This window comes from Anabaena sp. CCY 9910, assembly GCF_963920875.1.
Classification (GTDB): domain Bacteria; phylum Cyanobacteriota; class Cyanobacteriia; order Cyanobacteriales; family Nostocaceae; genus Trichormus; species Trichormus variabilis.
Window position 1 is genome coordinate 33,933 of sequence record NZ_CAWUDJ010000028.1, and the last position, 19,749, is coordinate 53,681.

Annotated in this window: 17 protein-coding genes; 12 read left to right on the forward strand and 5 right to left on the reverse strand. The window is 41.3% G+C overall.

What is annotated here, in order from left to right:
- Positions 1 to 25: 25 nt before the first annotated feature.
- Entirely contained in the window at positions 26 to 1,393 is a 1,368-nt protein-coding gene (locus tag ACM5QX_RS19425) for an aminopeptidase P family protein (protein ID WP_414754993.1), read from the reverse strand.
- Positions 1,394 to 1,593: 200 nt separating this feature from the next.
- Between ACM5QX_RS19425 and ACM5QX_RS19430 the strand changes: the two genes are divergently transcribed.
- Complete coding sequence (locus tag ACM5QX_RS19430; protein WP_414754994.1) at positions 1,594 to 2,388, forward strand: PhzF family phenazine biosynthesis protein; 795 nt, start codon at positions 1,594 to 1,596, stop codon at positions 2,386 to 2,388.
- 189 nt (positions 2,389 to 2,577) lie between these two features.
- A complete protein-coding gene (locus ACM5QX_RS19435; RefSeq protein WP_414754995.1) occupies positions 2,578 to 3,021 on the forward strand; it encodes a DUF4332 domain-containing protein in 444 nt (147 codons plus the stop codon).
- A gap of 35 nt (positions 3,022 to 3,056) precedes the next feature.
- Here the strand turns inward: ACM5QX_RS19435 and ACM5QX_RS19440 are convergent, their stop codons facing one another.
- Positions 3,057 to 3,671, reverse strand: a complete 615-nt coding sequence (locus tag ACM5QX_RS19440) for a TetR/AcrR family transcriptional regulator (RefSeq protein ID WP_414754996.1) — start codon at positions 3,669 to 3,671, stop codon at positions 3,057 to 3,059.
- Positions 3,672 to 3,821: 150 nt separating this feature from the next.
- Between ACM5QX_RS19440 and ACM5QX_RS19445 the strand changes: the two genes are divergently transcribed.
- The 10 genes from ACM5QX_RS19445 to ACM5QX_RS19490 all read left to right on the forward strand — a co-directional run bounded on the left by ACM5QX_RS19445 (position 3,822) and on the right by ACM5QX_RS19490 (position 13,363).
- Positions 3,822 to 5,408: a M16 family metallopeptidase gene (locus ACM5QX_RS19445; RefSeq protein ID WP_414754997.1), complete on the forward strand. Its 1,587-nt coding sequence runs from the start codon at positions 3,822 to 3,824 to the stop codon at positions 5,406 to 5,408.
- 82 nt (positions 5,409 to 5,490) lie between these two features.
- Entirely contained in the window at positions 5,491 to 6,963 is a 1,473-nt protein-coding gene (locus tag ACM5QX_RS19450) for a M16 family metallopeptidase (RefSeq protein WP_414754998.1), read from the forward strand.
- Positions 6,964 to 7,244: 281 nt separating this feature from the next.
- Entirely contained in the window at positions 7,245 to 7,502 is a 258-nt protein-coding gene (locus tag ACM5QX_RS19455) for a hypothetical protein (RefSeq protein WP_414754999.1), read from the forward strand.
- 636 nt (positions 7,503 to 8,138) lie between these two features.
- On the forward strand, positions 8,139 to 8,381 hold the full coding sequence (locus ACM5QX_RS19460; protein ID WP_414755000.1) for a hypothetical protein: 243 nt from the start codon (positions 8,139 to 8,141) through the stop codon (positions 8,379 to 8,381).
- A gap of 141 nt (positions 8,382 to 8,522) precedes the next feature.
- Entirely contained in the window at positions 8,523 to 8,759 is a 237-nt protein-coding gene (locus ACM5QX_RS19465) for a hypothetical protein (RefSeq protein WP_414755001.1), read from the forward strand.
- A gap of 113 nt (positions 8,760 to 8,872) precedes the next feature.
- Positions 8,873 to 9,109 (forward strand): hypothetical protein, encoded by a 237-nt coding sequence (locus ACM5QX_RS19470; protein WP_414755002.1) that lies wholly within the window; start codon positions 8,873 to 8,875, stop codon positions 9,107 to 9,109.
- 113 nt (positions 9,110 to 9,222) lie between these two features.
- On the forward strand, positions 9,223 to 9,459 hold the full coding sequence (locus tag ACM5QX_RS19475) for a hypothetical protein (protein ID WP_414755003.1): 237 nt from the start codon (positions 9,223 to 9,225) through the stop codon (positions 9,457 to 9,459).
- Positions 9,460 to 10,456: 997 nt separating this feature from the next.
- Positions 10,457 to 11,629, forward strand: coding sequence for a phosphotransferase (locus tag ACM5QX_RS19480; protein ID WP_414755004.1), 1,173 nt, complete (start codon positions 10,457 to 10,459; stop codon positions 11,627 to 11,629).
- A gap of 218 nt (positions 11,630 to 11,847) precedes the next feature.
- Positions 11,848 to 12,930: a T3SS effector HopA1 family protein gene (locus tag ACM5QX_RS19485; protein WP_414755005.1), complete on the forward strand. Its 1,083-nt coding sequence runs from the start codon at positions 11,848 to 11,850 to the stop codon at positions 12,928 to 12,930.
- 151 nt (positions 12,931 to 13,081) lie between these two features.
- Positions 13,082 to 13,363 (forward strand): HetP family heterocyst commitment protein, encoded by a 282-nt coding sequence (locus ACM5QX_RS19490; protein ID WP_414755006.1) that lies wholly within the window; start codon positions 13,082 to 13,084, stop codon positions 13,361 to 13,363.
- 388 nt (positions 13,364 to 13,751) lie between these two features.
- Here the strand turns inward: ACM5QX_RS19490 and ACM5QX_RS19495 are convergent, their stop codons facing one another.
- From ACM5QX_RS19495 to ACM5QX_RS19505, 3 genes are all read right to left on the reverse strand, one after another.
- Positions 13,752 to 14,534, reverse strand: a complete 783-nt coding sequence (locus ACM5QX_RS19495) for a peptidylprolyl isomerase (RefSeq protein ID WP_414755007.1) — start codon at positions 14,532 to 14,534, stop codon at positions 13,752 to 13,754.
- A 295-nt stretch (positions 14,535 to 14,829) separates the two neighbouring features.
- On the reverse strand, positions 14,830 to 16,377 hold the full coding sequence (locus tag ACM5QX_RS19500; RefSeq protein ID WP_414755008.1) for an HlyD family efflux transporter periplasmic adaptor subunit: 1,548 nt from the start codon (positions 16,375 to 16,377) through the stop codon (positions 14,830 to 14,832).
- A gap of 161 nt (positions 16,378 to 16,538) precedes the next feature.
- Positions 16,539 to 19,574 (reverse strand): ABC transporter transmembrane domain-containing protein, encoded by a 3,036-nt coding sequence (locus tag ACM5QX_RS19505; RefSeq protein WP_414755009.1) that lies wholly within the window; start codon positions 19,572 to 19,574, stop codon positions 16,539 to 16,541.
- Positions 19,575 to 19,749: the final 175 nt, after the last annotated feature.

Below are 19,749 nucleotides of genomic sequence, written 5' to 3' on the forward strand. Positions count from 1 at the left end.
ATGGGGAGTTAGAGATTTCCATACTTCAAATTTTATTAACTAGATGTTCTATGGTGTCAGCGTCATTTGGTAAGGCGGCGGTGAGGACTTCGCTGCCTGTATCTGTAACTAAAACATCATCTTCGATGCGGATTCCTCGGACATCGGCAAATTGTGAGAGGCGTTCCCAGTTGACTGTATATTGATATCTTGAGCGAGTTTTTTCATCATTTAAGATGGCGGGAACTTGGTAGAAACCGGGTTCAATTGTGACTAACATTCCTGTACGTAGGGGACGATTTAAACGCAGGTAGCCCAAGCCGAAGCGATCGCTCCTTTTCTTCCCTTCTTCATAGCCGGCTAAATCACCCAAGTCTTCCATATCGTGGACATCTAAACCCAAGAGATGACCTATACCGTGGGGAAAAAATAAAGCGTGGGCATCTTTTTCTACTAAATCTTCGGGATTACCTCGCAAAATGCCTAAATTTACCAAACCTTCAGCAATCACCCTAGCCCCTAGTAGATGAATCTCTGCATACTCTACACCGGGGCGGATGTTGGCAATGCAGGCATCATGGGCTGCCAGTACTACGTCATATATATCCCGTTGTGTGGGGGAAAATTTACCAGACACAGGCCAGGTACGGGTGATATCAGCAGCCCAACCTAGTTCTGTTTCGCCACCGACATCGGCTAATAATAAATTCCCTGGTTGCAGAGGATGGTGATATTGTTCGTTGTGTAAAACTTCGCCGTGAACGGTGACAATACTGTTATAAGCGGTCGTCATGTTGTGGGCAATGAAAACGCTTTCCATTGCAGCTCTAACTTCCGCTTCTATTTTGGCGTTGGCGGTGGCTGCCATGCCGGCTTTGTGGGCTGATACACTCACATTTGCTGCCTTACGTAACTCAGCTAATGCGCCTGTGTCGTGGGTGAGGCGTAAGGTGACGATCGCTTTCGCTAATTCTAAATCAATTCCTTCCGGTTGACTTTGCGGCAAAACCCATCTGTTCAGTAGTTGGGATTGCTGTGTCCAAGTGGTAGCATCTTGGACGGCAATAGTGGCTGCACCTTCTAGGAATGGCATCAATTCTGATAAGGGTTGCGCTGCATCCGCGCCAATAGTTTGGGCGATTTCCTCGCGTTTGGGCGTTTCTCCATGCCACAGGGCGCTTCTAGGTGCAGGATCATCGATAAATAATGTTAGCTTACCCGCTTCTAGGTGAATTGCGGCGTTGGATAGGGGTAAGCCAGCAAAATAGAGGAAGTGACTGCTAGCCCGAAACGGAAACCGATTGGCAGGAAAGTTACGCGAATTGCTGCCACCTGACCACAAAATGGCAGGAAAATCGATGAGGTGGGCTAATTTTTGACGGCGATCGCGCAAAGTATCAGCTAGAGAACCCATAATTAGTTATCGCTATTTAATCGTTATCTTCTTTATCATTATCCTGACTGTCACGGTTCGTCCTGCACTTATGCAACACCCTAATTTCTAAGGTACTGCATTGCCCGTTATTCATGCTCAATATGGCTTGAGAGAAAAAAGCTAGGCTCAACCCTACTTTCTCCCCCTTCTCGTCTTAATTTTGAATTGATTCATACTCTATGGGACAAATCATTACTCAAGTAGATGCTTTCACTGATAAACCCTTCGGGGGAAATCCGGCGGCTGTCTGTGTTTTGTCGTCTCCTCAACCAGATATCTGGATGCAGAATATAGCCCAGGAAATGAACTTATCGGAGACTGCTTTTTTAGTCAAACAAGATGATGGTTTTAATCTGCGGTGGTTCACGCCGACGGTGGAAGTACCGCTTTGTGGTCATGCAACCTTAGCTAGCGCTCATGTGTTGTGGTCGGAAGGGCATTTGTCACCCGATGAAATAGCCCGTTTTCATACCAAAAGTGGCTTACTCATTGCCAAGCGCCAAGGTGATTGGATTGAGTTAGATTTTCCTGTGAATCACTCACAACCAACGATCGCACCTCCAGAACTAAGTCAGGCTTTGGGTGTTTCGTTAAAATCAGTTGTGCAAAATTCTCTAGGCTATTTGGTAGAGGTGGAATCTGAGGATGTGGTGCGAAATCTACAGCCTAATTTCCAGCTACTCAAAACTTTAGCTGTGGCAGATGTGATAGTTACTAGCCAAACTCAGCCTGATTCTCCATACGATTTTGTTTCTCGCTTCTTTGCCCCAGGCTTAGGTATCAACGAAGATCCAGTCACAGGGGCGGCTCATTGCTGCTTGGCTAGTTACTGGCGCGATCGCCTGGGTAAAGATGAGTTTTTGGCTTATCAAGCCTCTAGTCGCGGTGGCGTGGTGAAGGTGAGTTACGGGGGAGGCGATCGGGTTCTTCTCGCAGGACAGGCGGTTACAGTTTTGAAGGGGGAGTTAATTTAACGCAAAGGGGCGCTGAGGTAAGCGCGGTGAAGCAGCGCTGCGGGAGGGTTTCCCTCCGCAGGCGACTGGTGAACCCGAAGGGAGGTACGCAAAGAAAATTCTCCGCGTTCCTCTGCGTTTACCTCCGTGTTCCTCTGCGTTTAAAAATTACGCGTCAGAATAGATGAATAAACCTATGTCTTACTTCCCATGTCGGCTAAAAATACAGCTAGTAAAAGGTCTATCTCTTATGGTGACTGGCCAATTGAGCAGTTACCTGGATTGAGTCAAGAGGAACAATCCCGACTGCAAAATTATGGGATTCAAACTACAGGTGGACTTGTCAAACATGGTAAAACTTTAGAGTCCAGGCTGGCCTTAGCGAGTAAGTTACAAGTTCATCTGCAATATGTAAATAAATGGATAGCCTTAGCAGATTTAGCCAGGATTCCTAGTGTAGGAACACAATATTGTGGTTTATTGCTTCATGCAGGCGTTGGTTCTGTGGCACAGTTAGCCCAGATTCCCACTCACCGATTACACAAGCAAATTCTGCGCTTACAAGTCGCAACCTTGCAGCGTCGAGATTTGTGTCCAGCAATTGAATTAGTCCAGCAGTGGAGTCAACAGGCGAATATTGTTAATGGTCATTAGTCAACAGTCAACAGTCAAAAGTTAACGGTGATTCCCTAATCTTTTGCCAGCACTCCATTTAGGAAGATATCAGCTAGGCCTTCTGCCATTTGCTGCATTTCTTGGGGGGAAGCGTCTGGCTGCATGAGAGTATTGTTGGAGAAACCAGCGATCGCAAACATTCCTAAGAATACTTTAGCGACTAGATTGGCATCTGTTTTGCGGTAAATGCCTTTATCCATTGCTGTTTGGAAGAAGGCTTCGGCGACATTGGTCATTTTCTCAATGACTTCTATCTGAATGCGATCGCGTAAATCTGGATGAAACTGCACTTCCATGAAGCAAACCCGCATTAAGTCGGCGTTTTTGTGCAAATTCCACATTCGGCGGCGCATCACCTGAGCGACAGCCTTATAGCTACCCATTTCGCTCAACTCTGTCAGCAAATCTGTGAGAATATCCACCCAACCAGCAGTTGCTACTTCTACCAAAATCGCTTTTTTGTTAGGGAAATGCCTAAACAAAGTACCTTCGGCTACACCTGCGGCTTGTGCTAAATCGCGGGTGGTAGTGCCGTCAAAGCCCTGGGAGGCAAATAATTTCAGCGCCGCCTGTAAAATTTTGGTGCGTGTCTGTGCCTCTGAAGGCGGGGGAGAATTAAAAACTCGCATAATAGTTATTGTAAAATCTCCGGAACACTACTTGTAGCATTATTGTCTAACGTCAGGTACAAAAAGCACAGAAAGCTTAATACAAGATTAACGCTACAATTCTCGATTAACCTGTTGCTTAAGTAGTGGATATTTATTTACTTGTTGCTTATGAATCAACTTAGTCGTTCAATATCGCGTCGGCTGTTGGCAACCTTGATGGCAACAGTCGTTCTATGGTGGGGATGGACACCAGAAATAGCTTTGGCACAAACGCCTCCTGCTTTACAACCAAGCAAAACACCAACTGCAAAGGTTCCCACTTCAATTCAACCCTATCTAGACCGGGTAATTAAGGATTTGACGGAGTTCCGCCTGGATAATGGCCTGAAGTTTATTGTCTTAGAACGCCATCAAGCACCAGTAGTTTCCTTTCTCACCTATGCGGATGTTGGAGGTGTGGATGAACCAGATGGTAAGACTGGTGTCGCTCACTTTCTTGAGCATTTGGCGTTCAAAGGCACTACACGCATTGGTACACAAAATTATCAGGCAGAAAAACCCTTACTTGAGCGGTTGGAGCAGTTAGACACACAAATTCGAGCAGCGAAAGCCAATGGTAAGCAAGATGACGTTGTGAGGTTGCAAGCGACTTTCAAGGAAGTTGAATCACAAGCTGGCAAATTAGTCAAACAAAATGAACTGGGGCAAATTGTCGAACAATCTGGGGGTGTAGGTTTAAACGCCAATACCTCAACGGAAGCGACACGTTATTTCTACAGTTTCCCATCCAATAAGTTAGAACTTTGGATGTCATTGGAGTCTGATCGATTTCTTGATCCTGTGATTCGGCGGGAGTTTTATAAAGAAAAAGATGTGATTTTAGAAGAGCGGCGGATGCGGGTGGAAAATTCACCTATTGGCATGATGGTGGAGAAGTTCATTGATGCTGCTTATAAAGTTCATCCTTACAGACGACCGGTGATTGGTTATGACCAAGATATTCGTAACTTAACGCCAGAAGATGTACAAACGTTTTTTGACACTTATTATGTACCCAGTAATCTGACTATTGCTGTTGTCGGAGATGTAGAGGTAGCTGAGGTGAAACGCTTGGCGCAAACTTATTTTGGACGCTACAAAGCAGCATCTAAACCACAGTCAAAAATTGCCCTAGAACCCAAACAAACACAAACAAGAGAAGTTACTTTAGAACTGGCTTCTCAACCTTGGTATCTAGAAGGTTATCATCGTCCCGCCATGACTCATCCAGATAATGCGGCCTATGATATTATCGCCAGCTTGTTAAGTAGTGGACGCACATCAAGGTTATATAAGTCTTTGGTGGAAAAAGAACGTGTAGCATTAAATGCTCAAGGTTTTAGTGGTTTTCCTGGTGATAAATACCCTAATTTGATGCTGTTTTATGCTCTCACGGCTCCTGGTCACACAGTTGATGAGGTAGCAGTTTCTTTAAGTAAAGAAATTGATAAGTTGAAGACTGAACCTGTATCTGCGGTGGAATTAGAACGGGTGAAAACTCAAGCCAGGGCTGGTTTATTACGTAGCCTCGATTCCAATATGGGTATGGCGCAGCAACTTTTGGAATATGAGGTAAAAACAGGTTCTTGGCGCAATTTGTTTAAACAATTAGATGACATTGTGGCTGTGACTCCTGCGGATATTCAACGAGTAGCAAAAGCAACGTTTACGCCGGAAAATCGCACAATTGGCAAGTTGTTATCCAAAAAAGCATAAGTAATACACCGCAAATATGAGGAGATCAGCAACAAATATGCACAGGCGTAAACAATTCAAAATTAGAAATAGAAAATTCAAAATGGCAAAAGGCAAAAGGTTTATTGTGGCATTGGTAGCTGTTTTTGCCTTTTTAGCTGTGACTTTTAACTTTTCGCTGACGGCGACAGCAGCAGCCAAGCACTACACAGAGTTGCAGTTTGCGCCCTTACCGGAGGTGAAGTTACCCAAGTATGAACGGTTTGTGTTGCAGAACGGCTTGGTTGTCTATCTCATGGAAGATAGAGAACTACCTTTAATTGGTGGTACCGCACTAGTCAGGACTGGAAGTCGTTGGGAACCAGCAAATAAAGTGGGATTGGCCAGCTTTACTGGTGGCGTGATGCGGACTGGTGGAACTAAGCAGCATTCACCTGATGATTTGAACGAAATATTAGAACAACGCGCCGCATCTGTAGAAGTGAATATTGGTGAGGCGGCGGGTAGCGCTAGTTTTGAGGCGCTGAGTGAAGATGTAGAAACTGTGTTTGGGCTATTTGCTGAGGTCTTGCGATCGCCAGTGTTTGCTCAAGCTAAACTAGATTTGGCGAAAACTCAAGCAAAAGGTGGTATTTCTCGCCGCAATGATGATCCGGATGATATTGCTAATCGGGAATTTCGCAAGCTGATTTATGGCAAAGATAGTCCCTATGGTCGGATTACAGAATATGCTACTGTGAATGCGATCGCCCGTGAAGATTTGGTACAGTTCCACCAACAGTATTTCCACCCCAATAATATGATTTTGGGCATTGTGGGAGATTTTGATAGTAAAAAAATGCGATCGCTCATTCAAGCCAAGTTGGGTAACTGGGCGCGTAACCCGAAATTTACTAAACCAACTTTACCAGCAGTTTCCCCAGCAAATACCGGTGGGGTATTTTTCGTCAATCAACCCCAACTTACCCAAAGTAGTATTTTAGTTGGTCATTTGGGGGGTAAGTTCGATAACCCCGACTACGCCGCTTTGGACGTATTGAATGGGGTGTTAAATGGTTTTGGTGGGCGTTTATTTAATGAGGTGCGATCGCGTCAAGGTTTAGCCTATTCTGTATATGGTTACTGGAGTCCCCGCTTTGACTATCCTGGGATGTTTATGGCTGGCGGACAAACCCGTTCTGATGCAACTGTGCAGTTTGTCAAAGCTTTACAAGCAGAAATTAAACGCATCCAAGCCCAACCCGTAACAGCAGAAGAATTAGCCCGTGCTAAAGAGTCTACCCTCAATTCTTTTGTATTCAACTTCCAAGACCCCAGCCAAACCTTATCCCGATTGATGCGCTATGAATATTACGGCTATCCGGCTGATTTTCTCTTCCGCTATCAAAAAGCCGTAGCCGCAACCACCATAGCTGATGTGCAAAGGGTAGCCAAGCAATACCTCAAACCAGATAATCTTGTCACTCTGGTGGTGGGTAATCAAACCGCTATTCAACCACCATTAACTCAATTAGCCGCCCAAGTCACACCAATCGATGTGACAATTCCTAGTCCACCACAACAAGCGCAGAATTAATAGTTGAGATAATCACATCAGATTCCTATAAATGGATAATAATCCCAGTTTCTCTAGAGAAACTGGGATTATTGTTTTGCTGAGGACAAAGCAGCTTCACTATTATATAAAATCAGCTTTTATAGACACAAATACTTGAATTATGTCTGAAAATCTAGTCTCAAAATATTGATTTTCCTCAAGGACAAATCAAAATATAAGGCAGGACTTCCCATCTTTCTGATTAGGGAAAATCCCTGTAACGAGCTAACCGATATAATCATCTTGGACGAGGCAAGCAAATGGTAAAAATAACAATTTCTGATCTTTCACCCGATGATGAGGGAAAATCATTGAAAGACCTTAGTACTTGGGAACTGAAGTCTGTATATGCAGGCTTGGAAAGAAGATATGGCGGTAGAAGAAATCAAGTTGCCGAACCGTCAGAAGAGTCTACACCACCCACATTGAATGATACTAACGGAACTCTTGATCGATGGATGGATTCACTAGAATTACAAATTCAAGACCTGCGAAAACAGCTTGGTATTAATTCATGATTGTTCGTTAATTCCAACCTAATATTTATGATGTCGTGTATTTTGATGAAAACTAATATCAAAATACACGATTTTTTATTGCGCGGGTGCGTATTAGTTATCTCTTGCTTTTATCAGGTCAGTTAAGAGAATAGTCGGTTGAGTGTAGTCATGGCTTGGCAAAGTAAGTAGCCGCCATGAACTGCGTACACAAGAAAACACAAGAAAGTCGTTCTCTCACACCCCTACACTCCTTTCTCAAGTCATAACTAATTAAAAAAAACAACCTATGTTAAGTGGCGTAAAAATACTAGGCTTAAGTTAATTGTAAGGAATTTTAGTCTTTGTTTGAGAACTTTAGTTATCACTACAAACATTTAATTATTTACCCTGTTCTACCGGAGTTGAAACGCTGGATCACGCTACCATATTTTTCATAAAATTTTGTGCTGGAGATTATCAAGGTTAGCAAGCTTAAATTTTAGGTAATGTAAAAATTAAAAACAGACATATAGTACTCATTTATGTCTTGCTGATTGAGGTTTTAAGCTTGATTTTCCTAAAAAAAATAAATAAAAATTGAGTCAACGGTTAAGGAAAACAAACTTAATCGGTTACGAAATTCACGAAGAGCAAACATTATTTTAGGAGTCAATCATGGCGTTTATTGCTGTTAAAGAATTACAAGTTACCGGCGCAGAATTGTTCCAAGATTCTGAAAGCTTCCTCAATGAATTGAACAATCTGGATAATTCTGTTCATGGTGGTGGTGACTATTCCAATACCACAAATGGAGTTTTAGACTTAGCCGTGAAGGGATTTGAGTTTGGTGTCATCACCTATGGTATCGATGCTATTGGACACCTAGCTAAGTCTTACAGTGCTGCTGGTTACTACTAAGATTTAATCTTAGTAACTGATTGGATAGTTAGCTAAATACTCTCGTTTAAATCTCAGCATGAGCGATTAAGTGAGCAAGGATTACACCACTTAATCGCCTGCACTTTCTACTCAAAACCCAAATTATTTTAGGAGTCAATCATGGCGTTTATTGCTGTTAAAGAATTACAAGTTACCGGCGCAGAATTGTTCCAAGATTCTGAAAGCTTCCTCAATGAATTGAACAATCTGGATAATTCTGTTCATGGTGGTGGTGACTATTCCAATACCACAAATGGAGTTTTAGACTTAGCCGTGAAGGGATTTGAGTTTGGTGTCATCACCTATGGTATCGATGCTATTGGACACCTAGCTAAGTCCTTCAGTTCTGCTGCATAAATACTAAGATAAACAGATTTCTTGCAATTGTGGCATGAGCGATTAAGTTTTGTATTTCTTAATCGCCTGCACTTTCTTTATACTCAAAACCGAAATAGTTTTAGGAGTCAATCATGGCGTTTATTGCTGTTAAAGAATTACAAGTCAGTGGTGCAGAATTATTCCAAGACTCTGAAAGCTTCCTCAATGAATTGAACAATCTGGATAATTCTGTTCATGGTGGTGGTGACTATTCCAATACCACAAATGGAGTTTTAGACTTAGCCGTGAAGGGATTTGAGTTTGGTGTCATCACCTATGGTATCGATGCTATTGGACACCTAGCTAAGTCCTTCAGTTCTGCTGCATAAATACTAAGATAAACAGATTTCTTGCAATTGTGGCATGAGCGATTAAGTTTTGTATTTCTTAATCGCCTGCACTTTCTTTATACTCAAAACCGAAATAGTTTTAGGAGTCAATCATGGCGTTTATTGCTGTTAAAGAATTACAAGTCAGTGGTGCAGAATTATTCCAAGACTCTGAAAGCTTCCTCAATGAATTGAACAATCTGGATAATTCTGTTCATGGTGGTGGTGACTATTCCAATACCACAAATGGAGTTTTAGACTTAGCTGTGAAGGGATTTGAGTTTGGTGTCATCACCTATGGTATTGATGCTATTGGACACTTAGCTCGTTCTTTTAGTTCTGCTGCATAAAAACTCAAATCAATAGCTCTGTTAAGATTATGGCATCAGCGATTAAGCAATATCATGTTTAATCGCTTGTAAATTCCATCAAGATACAGCCTTTCTCTACGAGTAATATAAATTTTTCAAGTGTACAGAGATGAGGGAATATAGGCTAAGTGAATTTACCTCATCGAGATGATATTCCATGTGGACTTCTCTCTAGAATTCAATCTTGATCTAATTAGAGACTTCTAGATAAAAAACATCTAAAATGTAGGGTGGGACAGTGAGATGGAACCTGGCTATACTCAAAAATTGTTCATTCTGACGCACCCTAACAAACAATCTATTTTGGATAATTTATTTCTTGATATTCTCTTAAGCTAAAAAATATCTAATCTAGAGTGTATCTAATCAATGTCAAATTTTTGAATGTTCCAAAAATGGCAAGAATAACTGTTTCTGAATTACATCTTTATGGTTCAGAAAATTTTCTAACTGAACTCAATCATGAAGAATCTAGATTGATACATGGTGGTAATAAATATTCATATGATCAAATATCAGTCTTAGCAGAAAAAATATTTCAATTTATCACAATATCATTTGCTATTGCTACCATCCTAAAAATAGTCGATTCATATATTGGCAATAGATATAAATAAATACTTCAGTTAGTGAACATCATGCTTTTAATCGAATTTTGACAAAGATTTAAATTTATTACAAGTTGAGAAAAACTATAGGATTCATACTTGATTGATGAAATATGGGTATGGCGGGCATTTAGCACTCTACAGATCATTATATTTTTATGTGCAACCACAGGTTAAACAAACCGGATTTATATAGAATATTTCACTGTATAAATTGTATTCCTGTAACCATGTCCAGATAGATTAGGAAATCAAGCCAAAATGAAACTCTAACAGTAAAAAGTGTTCAAATTTGTCAAAATCAACAGCGATAATATGCTGTATTTACTACAAAAATAACTATAAATGTTGTAACTCATCTTAAATATATGCCACCATTTATCCTCAACTCCCAAAACGTATTTAATTACTTAAGTTCTTTAAATTTGTGTACCCTTGAGGAAGGAGAATCAAGCAAAGTTGAACTGAAACCAGCAAAGAATTTTAATTTATTAATTACTTTTCCAGAAGGGAGAAAACTACTAGTTAAACAAGAACGTCATAACTTAGAAGGAAAGACGACTGGTGAGTTTGTTCTGGAATGGCGCATTCATGATTTTGTTAGTAGGTTTCCAGAACTTAACCACATACGTTCCTATTTATCAGAAGCGATATACTTCAATTGGGAGAATTCTATTATTATTTTCAACTATCTTGATAACTACCGAGATTTGATGGATTTTTACGTTAAGGAGAATTTAAATTCATTTCCCACCCAGCTTGCTAATGCAGTCGGGACTACTTTAGCGTTGATTCATCGCACCTCATTTAACTGTGAAGAATACCGAGATTTCTTTCAAAATCCTGGTGAGAGTAAATCTAACCCAAAAACACCTCATCTAAATCGAGGATTAGATAGACTAACTCCAGAGATATTTGGTAAGGTTCCTGCTGATGGTCTGAGATTTTTTGCCTTATATCAACGTTACGATAGTTTGGGACAGGCGATCGCACAATTAATCAACAGTTTTACTCCCTGCTGTCTCACACATAATGACCTGAAGTTAAACAATATTCTCGTCTCCCTCGATTGGGAAGATATCGGTGATGAAAATATTGTGCGCTTAATTGACTGGGAACGTGGTAGTTGGGGAGACCCTGCTAACGATTTAGGAACACTGATTGCCAGCTACTTGCAAATCTGGTTGTACAGTATGGTGACTGGTAAATCAATTGCCATTGAGGAGTCTTTACGCTTAGCTGCTACTCCTTTGTACGTTCTCCAACCTTCTTTGAGGGAGTTGGTAATTGCTTATCTTACTCATTTTCCAGAAATCTTAGAACATCATCCCAACTTCTTACAACGGGTCATGCAATTTTGCGGTTTAGCACTCATTACCGCTATTCAAGCCCAACTCCAATATGAAAAAACCTTTGGTAATGTGGGTATTTGTATGCTACAAGTCGCCAAAAGCTTGTTGTGTCGTCCAGAAGCATCTGTGCAAACGATTTTTGGTGTCCAGTTATCAGACTTCTCTCCTGTAAGTTTGTCTCAGGTTTAATTAGGGAATAATACCATTTCTCGAAAATTCTGATACAGGTCCCACAACCCAGAAACCTTTGCAAAATCTCAATTTCTTAATTTTGAATTTTGAATTGGTGTAAGGCGTGGGGAGTGGGCGGTAGGGGGAGATGGGAAAGCTAAAGTGACATCCGCCTCATCTCCTTCATCTTCCTCATTCCTTCATATCCTACTCATATCATTCACGAACAAATATTTATGCAGCTACTAGATTCTCTATCGGTTCAATTGTCGGATATTCCAGAGTCATTGCAGATATCATTGCAAGACATGATTCATAATATTGAAATACAGTCTCAGTATTGCATTAAGCATCCCAACTATAAACCCTTAGAATTACCTGAGTCTTCAGTCTCTCGTTTTCAAAAATTATCTTTGGATTTACAGAATAAGTATTTGAGTCAGCAACTGCGTAGTTTTCTGTACGGCATCTATTACAATGGCTCTTTGAAAAGTGTTCTGGCCTCGGATGCAGAGATATCTAATTTAGCCGTCAACAAAAATCTAGAAAACAATACATTTTTAGGTGTAGACCTAGCCTTTTACGATCGCCTCCATGAAAATAATAGAGGTAGTGGCTACTGGAGTTATGGTTGGCAATTTATCAGGGAAGAATCAGACGGGACTTTGGCAGTTCATCGGGATGGTTTAACTCTCCACGTTCCGCCGGATGGTTTGCAAACTCAAACTATGGGTAACGCTGTTGCTATCCAATTGCCGAAAAATCTCGTCCAAAACGGATTTTATATGGCGGTGGCTAACTCAGGTGCAGCGCAACAATATCAAACTTTGGTACGTGTTTATTTCAACTTAACTCCAGATGGTTCAGTGGCAATCATGGATGCGTTGACTACACACCTCAACACTATACCTATTGCTTTCACCTTTAAAGCACTATACAACCCTTCTGACTATGTTCGCCATGACTCGGCAGTGCTGTATTTTGATAAAAATGACTATGATAAGGTTTATCCTATCCTCAAGATGATATATGCAGAAAATCAAACGCATTTTCAGGCACAAGTTCCCCTATTTACTAAGCCTATCGCACCGGGGTTAGCGATCGCTGAAGAACCAAACCATAGATTCACCGAACATGAAAGCTTTGGTACACACCGTTGTCAAATCATTGCTAACGGTTTGCTAGAAGCTTGGCAACAAGGTGATGATACACCAGTAGGTAGAATGACTGCGATTTTGCAACACTTCTCTTCACTCAACATTGAATTGCAACGTCCCTACCTCAATGCTTATTCTGAAGATATCTATACACCTTTGTAGTTATTGAACTTCATCTGAGTGATGAAAGTTAAAGATGTATTGATATCTGTGTAAAGTTTGACTGTTGATAACCTCACAGTTATTGGGAGCTATTCCGGTGGGCAAAAGGGCTTTTTCTCAACATTTAAATTCACATTTATAATTTAGGCTGATGACTCAAGAATATTTCCAGCATCATCAACTTTGTGACTGTACAATTCTCACCGAAGAATGGGAGGCTATTCTGCAAGCTATATCGGTCGGTAAGTATTCTTGGGCTTGTGTTTTAATGCTCCATACTGCTGGATACAATCCTCTTACGTATATACCATATCGTACATATATTCGCCTAATTAAAAATAATAGTATACCCAATACAATTAAAACTCGTAAACTTCATAATATGGGCGTAAAGTTTGTAGCTATTAAAACAGAAGTCATAGAATTAGATTAAATTATATTCAACTCATAACATCCTCAGATTCTCATATAAAAATCCAATTTCATTATCATATATATTTAATTAACTATAGGGTAGGCAATGCCCACCCAAAGCATTAGAGACCATTTATAAAGTAAATCTGAAGTAGGGTGTGTTACGGCTATGAAAGGATTTGGGTCAAAGAGACAATTAAATTTAGCCGTAACGCACCGCCGCGTGGATGGTGCGTTAGGCGCTAGGATATTTTTTCCGTGACCAATCATATTGGAAATCAGCGCCTAACACACCCTACAATAATTTTATTTTTACTTTATAAATAACCTCTTATCAAAAAGGCAATTACCCATTACCAATTCCAATTATCTAAATAGTAACCGACTTGAGAAATATTACATTAATACTAAGCTGGTCTTGGTAATTCTGAGGAAGATGAAGATTGAGAATTTTGAGAAAGTTCAGCGACAATTTCCAAATTATTAATTTGTTGTTGTAACCAATGAGTGAAGAAATCTTTTAGTATTTGAATCCGGCGTGATTCATCTAATTCTGGTGTAATGATTTCCTCTACTGCAATTATATGTACACCTTTGGGTGTAATTATTGGTTTGAGAACCTGGGGAGGCGTAGCGGCAAAGACGGCCGCGGCTATTTCTGGGCGAAACTCCGAACGATAGCGAATCCCTTGATAACCTCCAGCACGGCGGATTTCAGGATTTTGAATATATTGGCGGGCTATTTCTTGAAAACTAATTTCACCTTCTTGCAAAGCATAAAATAACTCTAAGGCTAAGTCTTCATCATCTAGAATTACTTCATAGGTTGCAGCTCCAGTATAATCGATTTTATGAGCATAAAAAAAAGGTTCAACTTTGTCAGCGAATAAATGTTCAGCCAATTTCATATGTAATAAATTTGATTTGGCTACTTCTTCAAAATCATCTATAGTTAGATAGTGTTTTTCGAGCCAATTCCAAGTATCATCTGCTTTTAGCAATCGGTTAGCGAAACGCATACTATCGGCAGATTGTTGTAGTTCTTCTACACTTAATTCAATGCCTATTTGTTCCGCAGTCTCAGCAATAATTCTCTGGGTAGCGATCGCTTCTAGTATACTAGGCATTTGAAAAGAGACTTTAAGATGAGTAATAATGTCCTCAATAGACAATTTCAAAAAATTTTCCATGTTGATGTTTACTCCACTATTAGCTCAAAAATAATTATTTTTTATACCGTTTCTTGATGAAGATGCACGTTATTCTTTACAGTAGAGACGTTGCTTGCAACGTCTCTACATTATTTATTTGGCATAACTTCATAGAGAATTGGTATGACGCACCCCACTGATATGCCAGTTGCGTCCAATATAAACCTAACCCCCAGCCCCTTCTCTACAAAGAAAGGGAAGTAATTGTCAAAGCCTCTCCCCGCGTCGGGGAGAGGTTTGAAGAGGGTTGTTGGTATTACCTCCTAAATGTTTCCTAAAGTTCTAATCCACCTTTTTGTAGCTTCTTGAATGGGTCTAAAATAAAGTCGATAACTCGACGCTGGCGGATGATAACTTCGGCGGTGGCTGATTGTCCAGGGGTTAAGGTAATACGTTTATTACCAGCTTGAATATAAGGATGATCTAGAGTTATATCCATTTCATAAACTTCTACATTGCCCTGGCTAGTAGTTTGAATTTTCGAGTCAGGAGAAATCCAGCTAACACGTCCTGGTAATACGCCATAATCTTGGAAAGGATAGGCATCAAATTTGATTTTTACTGGCATTCCCACTTTCAAGAAACCACTGTGTTGACTCGCCATAGAACTTCTGAGAATGATTGCTGCATTCTTAGGAGCAATTTGAGCAACTATCTGTCCAGGTTCGACTACGGGGCCTGGTTTATCGATTGGTAGATCAAAAATCGTACCATCAACAGGCGATCGCACTACCCGTTGTTGAATCTGAATCTTGAAGGCGTTAATCTGGCTCTTGGTTTGGATGATTTCTGATTGTAAGGTAGTTAGTTGGTTTTGTAAGTCTTTGAGTTGTTCCTGACTCCTTAACAGCGCTAGCTTACCTGTCTGTACAAGGCTTTGATAGCTGCTTTGTTGTTCTTGGAGGCGGAGTTTTGCTTGTTCAATGTCAGCTAAAGTTTGGCTGACAGTGGTTTGATAATGGCTTTCTTTTTCTTGTAGCCGTAGCTGGGCTTGAGTAAAATCAGAGTTGGCTTGCAATAGGGAACGTTGACTGTCTTCCGCGATCTTTTCTAATTCCACTACTTTAATTTGAGCGATCGCACCTTGTCTTAAAAGTCGGCGATAACGAACAACTTCTTTAATATCTCTTTGCAAACGACTATTGCCTAAATTTCGTGCTAACTGACTAGTATTGATATCCTGTCGAGCCTGTTCAACCAGTGCCAACTTTTCTAACTTTTGTAAATTATAGGTACTCTGCCTAGCATCAAGGTTTTGCTGCGCTTGATGGACTTGCGCCATTTTTTCTAATTCTTGGGCTTGGTTTTGCTGCTGTTGGATGTTAATTGTTAACATCAATTGGTTTTTCAGTAGTTCTTGCTGTCCTTGGCGATTGATGAGTTCTTCTAACCTTGTCTGTGCTTGTTCCACCTGGGATTGCAACACATCAGACTCTAATTCCAATAGCACTTGTCCCGCCTTGACAGTCGCCCCTTCCGCCACATTAACAGCCTTGACACTACTAGTAACAGCAACACCTAATTTTTGAGTTGCACCTTGGGGTTCCAAACGCCCCCTAGCACTTCCCGTTTCATCAACCTTAGTAAACATCGCCCAAGGCAAAACAACGATTGTAAAGCTGATAAGCAAATACAACATCGAGCGCGTCCAGCGCTGCGGTAACGCATCTAGTAGTTCTTCTGTGCCGTAAAACCAATCATTTGTCTGCGTTAGTGCCTGTGTCCGATAATCAATTAAATCATGACCATCTTGACCGCGTTGCACCTGAGCCGTCTGTGGTTGCACAAGTACAGATGATGAATTAACAGATGGGTTTGGCATAAATTATTTGACGGGATGTGGTGGGATATATGGGAGGCTAAGAGGCAGGGGGGCAGGGAGCAGGGGGCAGGGGAGAAAACAATTCAAAATTCAAAAAAAGATTGGGGTAGTGAGCAGGGGAAGCAAAGAAGAATAACTATGGACTATTGACTATTGACTCATTACTCATGACTCAACTGCTGTTGATTGAGGTAAAAATAATGACCTCTTCTGGCAATTAATTGATCGTGATTACCGCTTTCGACTAGTAAGCCCCGATCTAATACCAGAATTAAGTCTGCGTGGCGCACGGTGGACAGGCGGTGAGCAATAATGACACTTGTGCGCCCTTTGAGGATGGTTTTTAGGTTGTTTTGAATAATACGTTCTGATTCGGCATCAAGATGGCTTGTGGCTTCATCTAGCAACAATAGGCGGGGGTTTCCTAACAAAGCACGGGCGATCGCTAAACGTTGTCTTTGTCCGCCAGACAACATCCCCCCACCTTCACCAATTTGGGTTTCATAACCTGCTGGCATTTGTTTGATAAAGTCGTCCGCACCTGCTAAGCGAGCGACGGCAATAATTTCTTCTAAGGAAGCCTCTGGGTGAGCAATGCTGATATTTTCGCGGATTGTGCCGCCAAATAAGAATGTATCTTGGTCTACAACACCGATTTGTGAACGGAGCGATCGCAGGGCTATATTAGTTACATCTTGGGCATCAATGAGAACTTTTCCATCTGTCGGAGGGTATAGACCCAAAATCAGTTTAAATAAAGTGGTTTTGCCGGAACCACTCCGCCCTACCACAGCCACGGTTTGCTCTGGCTTGATTTCAAAGCTGAGGTTTTCTAAAATATTGCGATCGCTTTCTGGATGATAGCGAAATGTCACATTTTCAAAGCGGATATGACCCAGTAAATTGCTGATAAATTGCCGATGTTGGTGTTGTAAATCTTCCTCTGGTTCTGCCTCTAAAACATCATTAATTCGTTCTGTAGAAATCACCACTTCTTGCAATTGATTCCACAGTACTACCAGCCTTTGAAATGGACGGATAATATTACCCAACAACATATTAAAGGCGACTAATTGCCCGATAGTTAGTTGGTTTTGGATTACTAGCCATGCCCCAAACCAAAGTAAAATCGTAGTTACCAAAGTTTCTAGGGCAGAACTGAAAATTTGTAGCTTGTTACTAATTATCTGCCCACTGAAGGTTTTTCTAATGACATTATTCAGGAGTTCTTCCCAATGCCAACGTACTGTTTGTTCAATTGCCATTGAGCGAATTGAGCGAATACCAGAAAGGGATTGAATCAGATAACTATTCTCGTTTGCTGTAGCACTAAAAACCTCTCGACTAATACGGCGTAAAAAGGGTGTAGCGATGATTGCCAATAACATAAAAGGCGGGACAATCGCTAAACTCATCAATGCCATTGCTGAACTATACCAAAACATCAAGGCTACATAGATAAACACTGTCAACAAATCTAAAATGATTGACAATGCTTCCCCAGTTAAAAAGCGTTGAATTTTTTGGTTTTCTTGCACGCGAGAAACAATATCCCCGACGTAGCGCGACTCAAAAAACGACAATGGTAACCGGAAGGTATGTTTAATAAAACCTACCAATAACGATATGCTGATACGGTTGGCTGTATGGTCTAACAAATATTGCCGTAGTCCGCTCAGTGCAACACGGAATAAGCCAAATATCACCAACCCCAAACCCACTGCATTTAATGTCAAGGTGCTGCCTTGCACAATCACCCTATCTAACAACAACTGAGTAAATAAAGGTGTAATTAATCCAAACACCTGAATCAATACTGAAGCGCTGAATACCTCTACTAATACTCGTGTGTGGGGTTTGACTAACTCAAATAATTGCCAGAAAGATGTATTTGCTTCTTCGTTTTCTTTGAGGTCGGTTGTCGGTTGCAACAACAAGGCGTAACCAGTCCAACCCGCTTTAAATTCCCCAATACTGAGGTTACGTTGACCGATCGCCGGATCACCGACAATTACCTGTTTTTTGTTAATCTCATAAACTACAATATAGTGTTTACCCTCCCAATGAGCGATCGCTGGTAAGGGTTGTTGTGCTAATTTATCAAAGCTAGCTTTTACCGGACGGGTAGTAAAACCAATGGTTTCGGCGGCGGCTGTTAAACCCTTCAAGGATGCACCACTACGATTAACATTAGTTAAATCCCGCAGTCGGTTCACACTCAAACGCTTACCCCAATAGCGGCTAATCATCACCAAACAAGACGCGCCACAATCAGCCGCACTTTGTTGTTCAAATATGGGATAGCGCTTAATCAGTCGTCCCCACCAATGACCAACCTGGAGACGAGGGCTAGGGAAATAAGCCCGGCGTTGTTTTGGTTGTGGCTGCGGTTCCGGTTCCCTCACCACCGGAGGACGAAGACTAGGTAAAGGCGACTGAGAAGCCTTTTCCCCAGTTCCTAGTCCCCAGTCCCCAGTCCCCAACTCTGGCCAATACTCCTGCGCTACTTGCCAATTCCCATGCTTGAGAATGTAGACAATAGCTGATTGTGTTACTTGCCACTTTATTTGTTTTGAATATTGGGAGATGGTTCCGGGTTGGAATGTGCGTCCGTTATTATTTTCCAATTCTCCACGACGCAGTATCCACAACTTGGTATCTGGAAATATCTGTGATGGTAGCGAGCCAATATCTAAAGTATGGCGCTCAAATAAAGCTAAAGCTTTGATGATCTCCTCAACTGAGGGATTTTGCGGTAACAAAGAGTTTTGACAACACAACACCAACAAATCCCAAGTTTCAGCGTGTTTTTTCAGGCGATCGCCAACACTGGAATCTTCGCCCATCAACTCTTGTAAAATCCCTTGGGGAAGATAACCCAATTTTAAGTTCACCGAAGCTCTAGCGACATAAGGAATAAAGTCTGCGTCAGGAAACAGAGTTAATTCCCCAAAGGATGCACCAGTCGAGACAGTCGTAATTAAGTTGTGAGCGCTATCTAGTAGCCTCACCTTACCCCCAAGAACAATATAAATCCCCGCCGATGCTGTCGCTGCTTGCCAAAATTGTTTGGCGATTGGTGGTTCAATAATTTCTAAACTTTGGATGCACTTTTCTAACTCCCGTTCTGACAAAGACTCACCCAGTATATGGGTGAGTTGTTCCGCTAAATATTGCCGGGAAAACCCTGATGGCATTTCCCCACCTCCAACCCCTTGGGGGAATTCAAAATTTAATAGGACTTACGTATGCAGATTTTCGGGTGTAGGGGTGTAGGGGTATAAGGGTATAAGGGTATAAGGGTGTGAGGGTGTAATACCGTTTCTTGATAAAGACGCACTTTATTCTTTACTGTAGAGACGTTGCATGCAA

What these genes read in the sequence shown, in the direction of transcription:
- ACM5QX_RS19455 (WP_414754999.1), top strand. Translation starts at nt 7,245, where the DNA reads ATGGTAAAAATAACAATTTCTGATCTTTCACCCGATGATGAGGGAAAA.
- ACM5QX_RS19480 (WP_414755004.1), top strand. Translation starts at nt 10,457, where the DNA reads ATGCCACCATTTATCCTCAACTCCCAAAACGTATTTAATTACTTAAGT.
- ACM5QX_RS19440 (WP_414754996.1), bottom strand. Translation starts at nt 3,671, where the DNA reads ATGCGAGTTTTTAATTCTCCCCCGCCTTCAGAGGCACAGACACGCACC.
- ACM5QX_RS19450 (WP_414754998.1), top strand. Translation starts at nt 5,491, where the DNA reads ATGGCAAAAGGCAAAAGGTTTATTGTGGCATTGGTAGCTGTTTTTGCC.
- ACM5QX_RS19430 (WP_414754994.1), top strand. Translation starts at nt 1,594, where the DNA reads ATGGGACAAATCATTACTCAAGTAGATGCTTTCACTGATAAACCCTTC.
- ACM5QX_RS19470 (WP_414755002.1), top strand. Translation starts at nt 8,873, where the DNA reads ATGGCGTTTATTGCTGTTAAAGAATTACAAGTCAGTGGTGCAGAATTA.
- ACM5QX_RS19435 (WP_414754995.1), top strand. Translation starts at nt 2,578, where the DNA reads ATGTCGGCTAAAAATACAGCTAGTAAAAGGTCTATCTCTTATGGTGAC.
- ACM5QX_RS19500 (WP_414755008.1), bottom strand. Translation starts at nt 16,377, where the DNA reads ATGCCAAACCCATCTGTTAATTCATCATCTGTACTTGTGCAACCACAG.
- ACM5QX_RS19505 (WP_414755009.1), bottom strand. Translation starts at nt 19,574, where the DNA reads ATGCCATCAGGGTTTTCCCGGCAATATTTAGCGGAACAACTCACCCAT.
- ACM5QX_RS19490 (WP_414755006.1), top strand. Translation starts at nt 13,082, where the DNA reads ATGACTCAAGAATATTTCCAGCATCATCAACTTTGTGACTGTACAATT.
- ACM5QX_RS19460 (WP_414755000.1), top strand. Translation starts at nt 8,139, where the DNA reads ATGGCGTTTATTGCTGTTAAAGAATTACAAGTTACCGGCGCAGAATTG.
- ACM5QX_RS19465 (WP_414755001.1), top strand. Translation starts at nt 8,523, where the DNA reads ATGGCGTTTATTGCTGTTAAAGAATTACAAGTTACCGGCGCAGAATTG.
- ACM5QX_RS19485 (WP_414755005.1), top strand. Translation starts at nt 11,848, where the DNA reads ATGCAGCTACTAGATTCTCTATCGGTTCAATTGTCGGATATTCCAGAG.
- ACM5QX_RS19475 (WP_414755003.1), top strand. Translation starts at nt 9,223, where the DNA reads ATGGCGTTTATTGCTGTTAAAGAATTACAAGTCAGTGGTGCAGAATTA.
- ACM5QX_RS19425 (WP_414754993.1), bottom strand. Translation starts at nt 1,393, where the DNA reads ATGGGTTCTCTAGCTGATACTTTGCGCGATCGCCGTCAAAAATTAGCC.
- ACM5QX_RS19495 (WP_414755007.1), bottom strand. Translation starts at nt 14,534, where the DNA reads ATGGAAAATTTTTTGAAATTGTCTATTGAGGACATTATTACTCATCTT.
- ACM5QX_RS19445 (WP_414754997.1), top strand. Translation starts at nt 3,822, where the DNA reads ATGAATCAACTTAGTCGTTCAATATCGCGTCGGCTGTTGGCAACCTTG.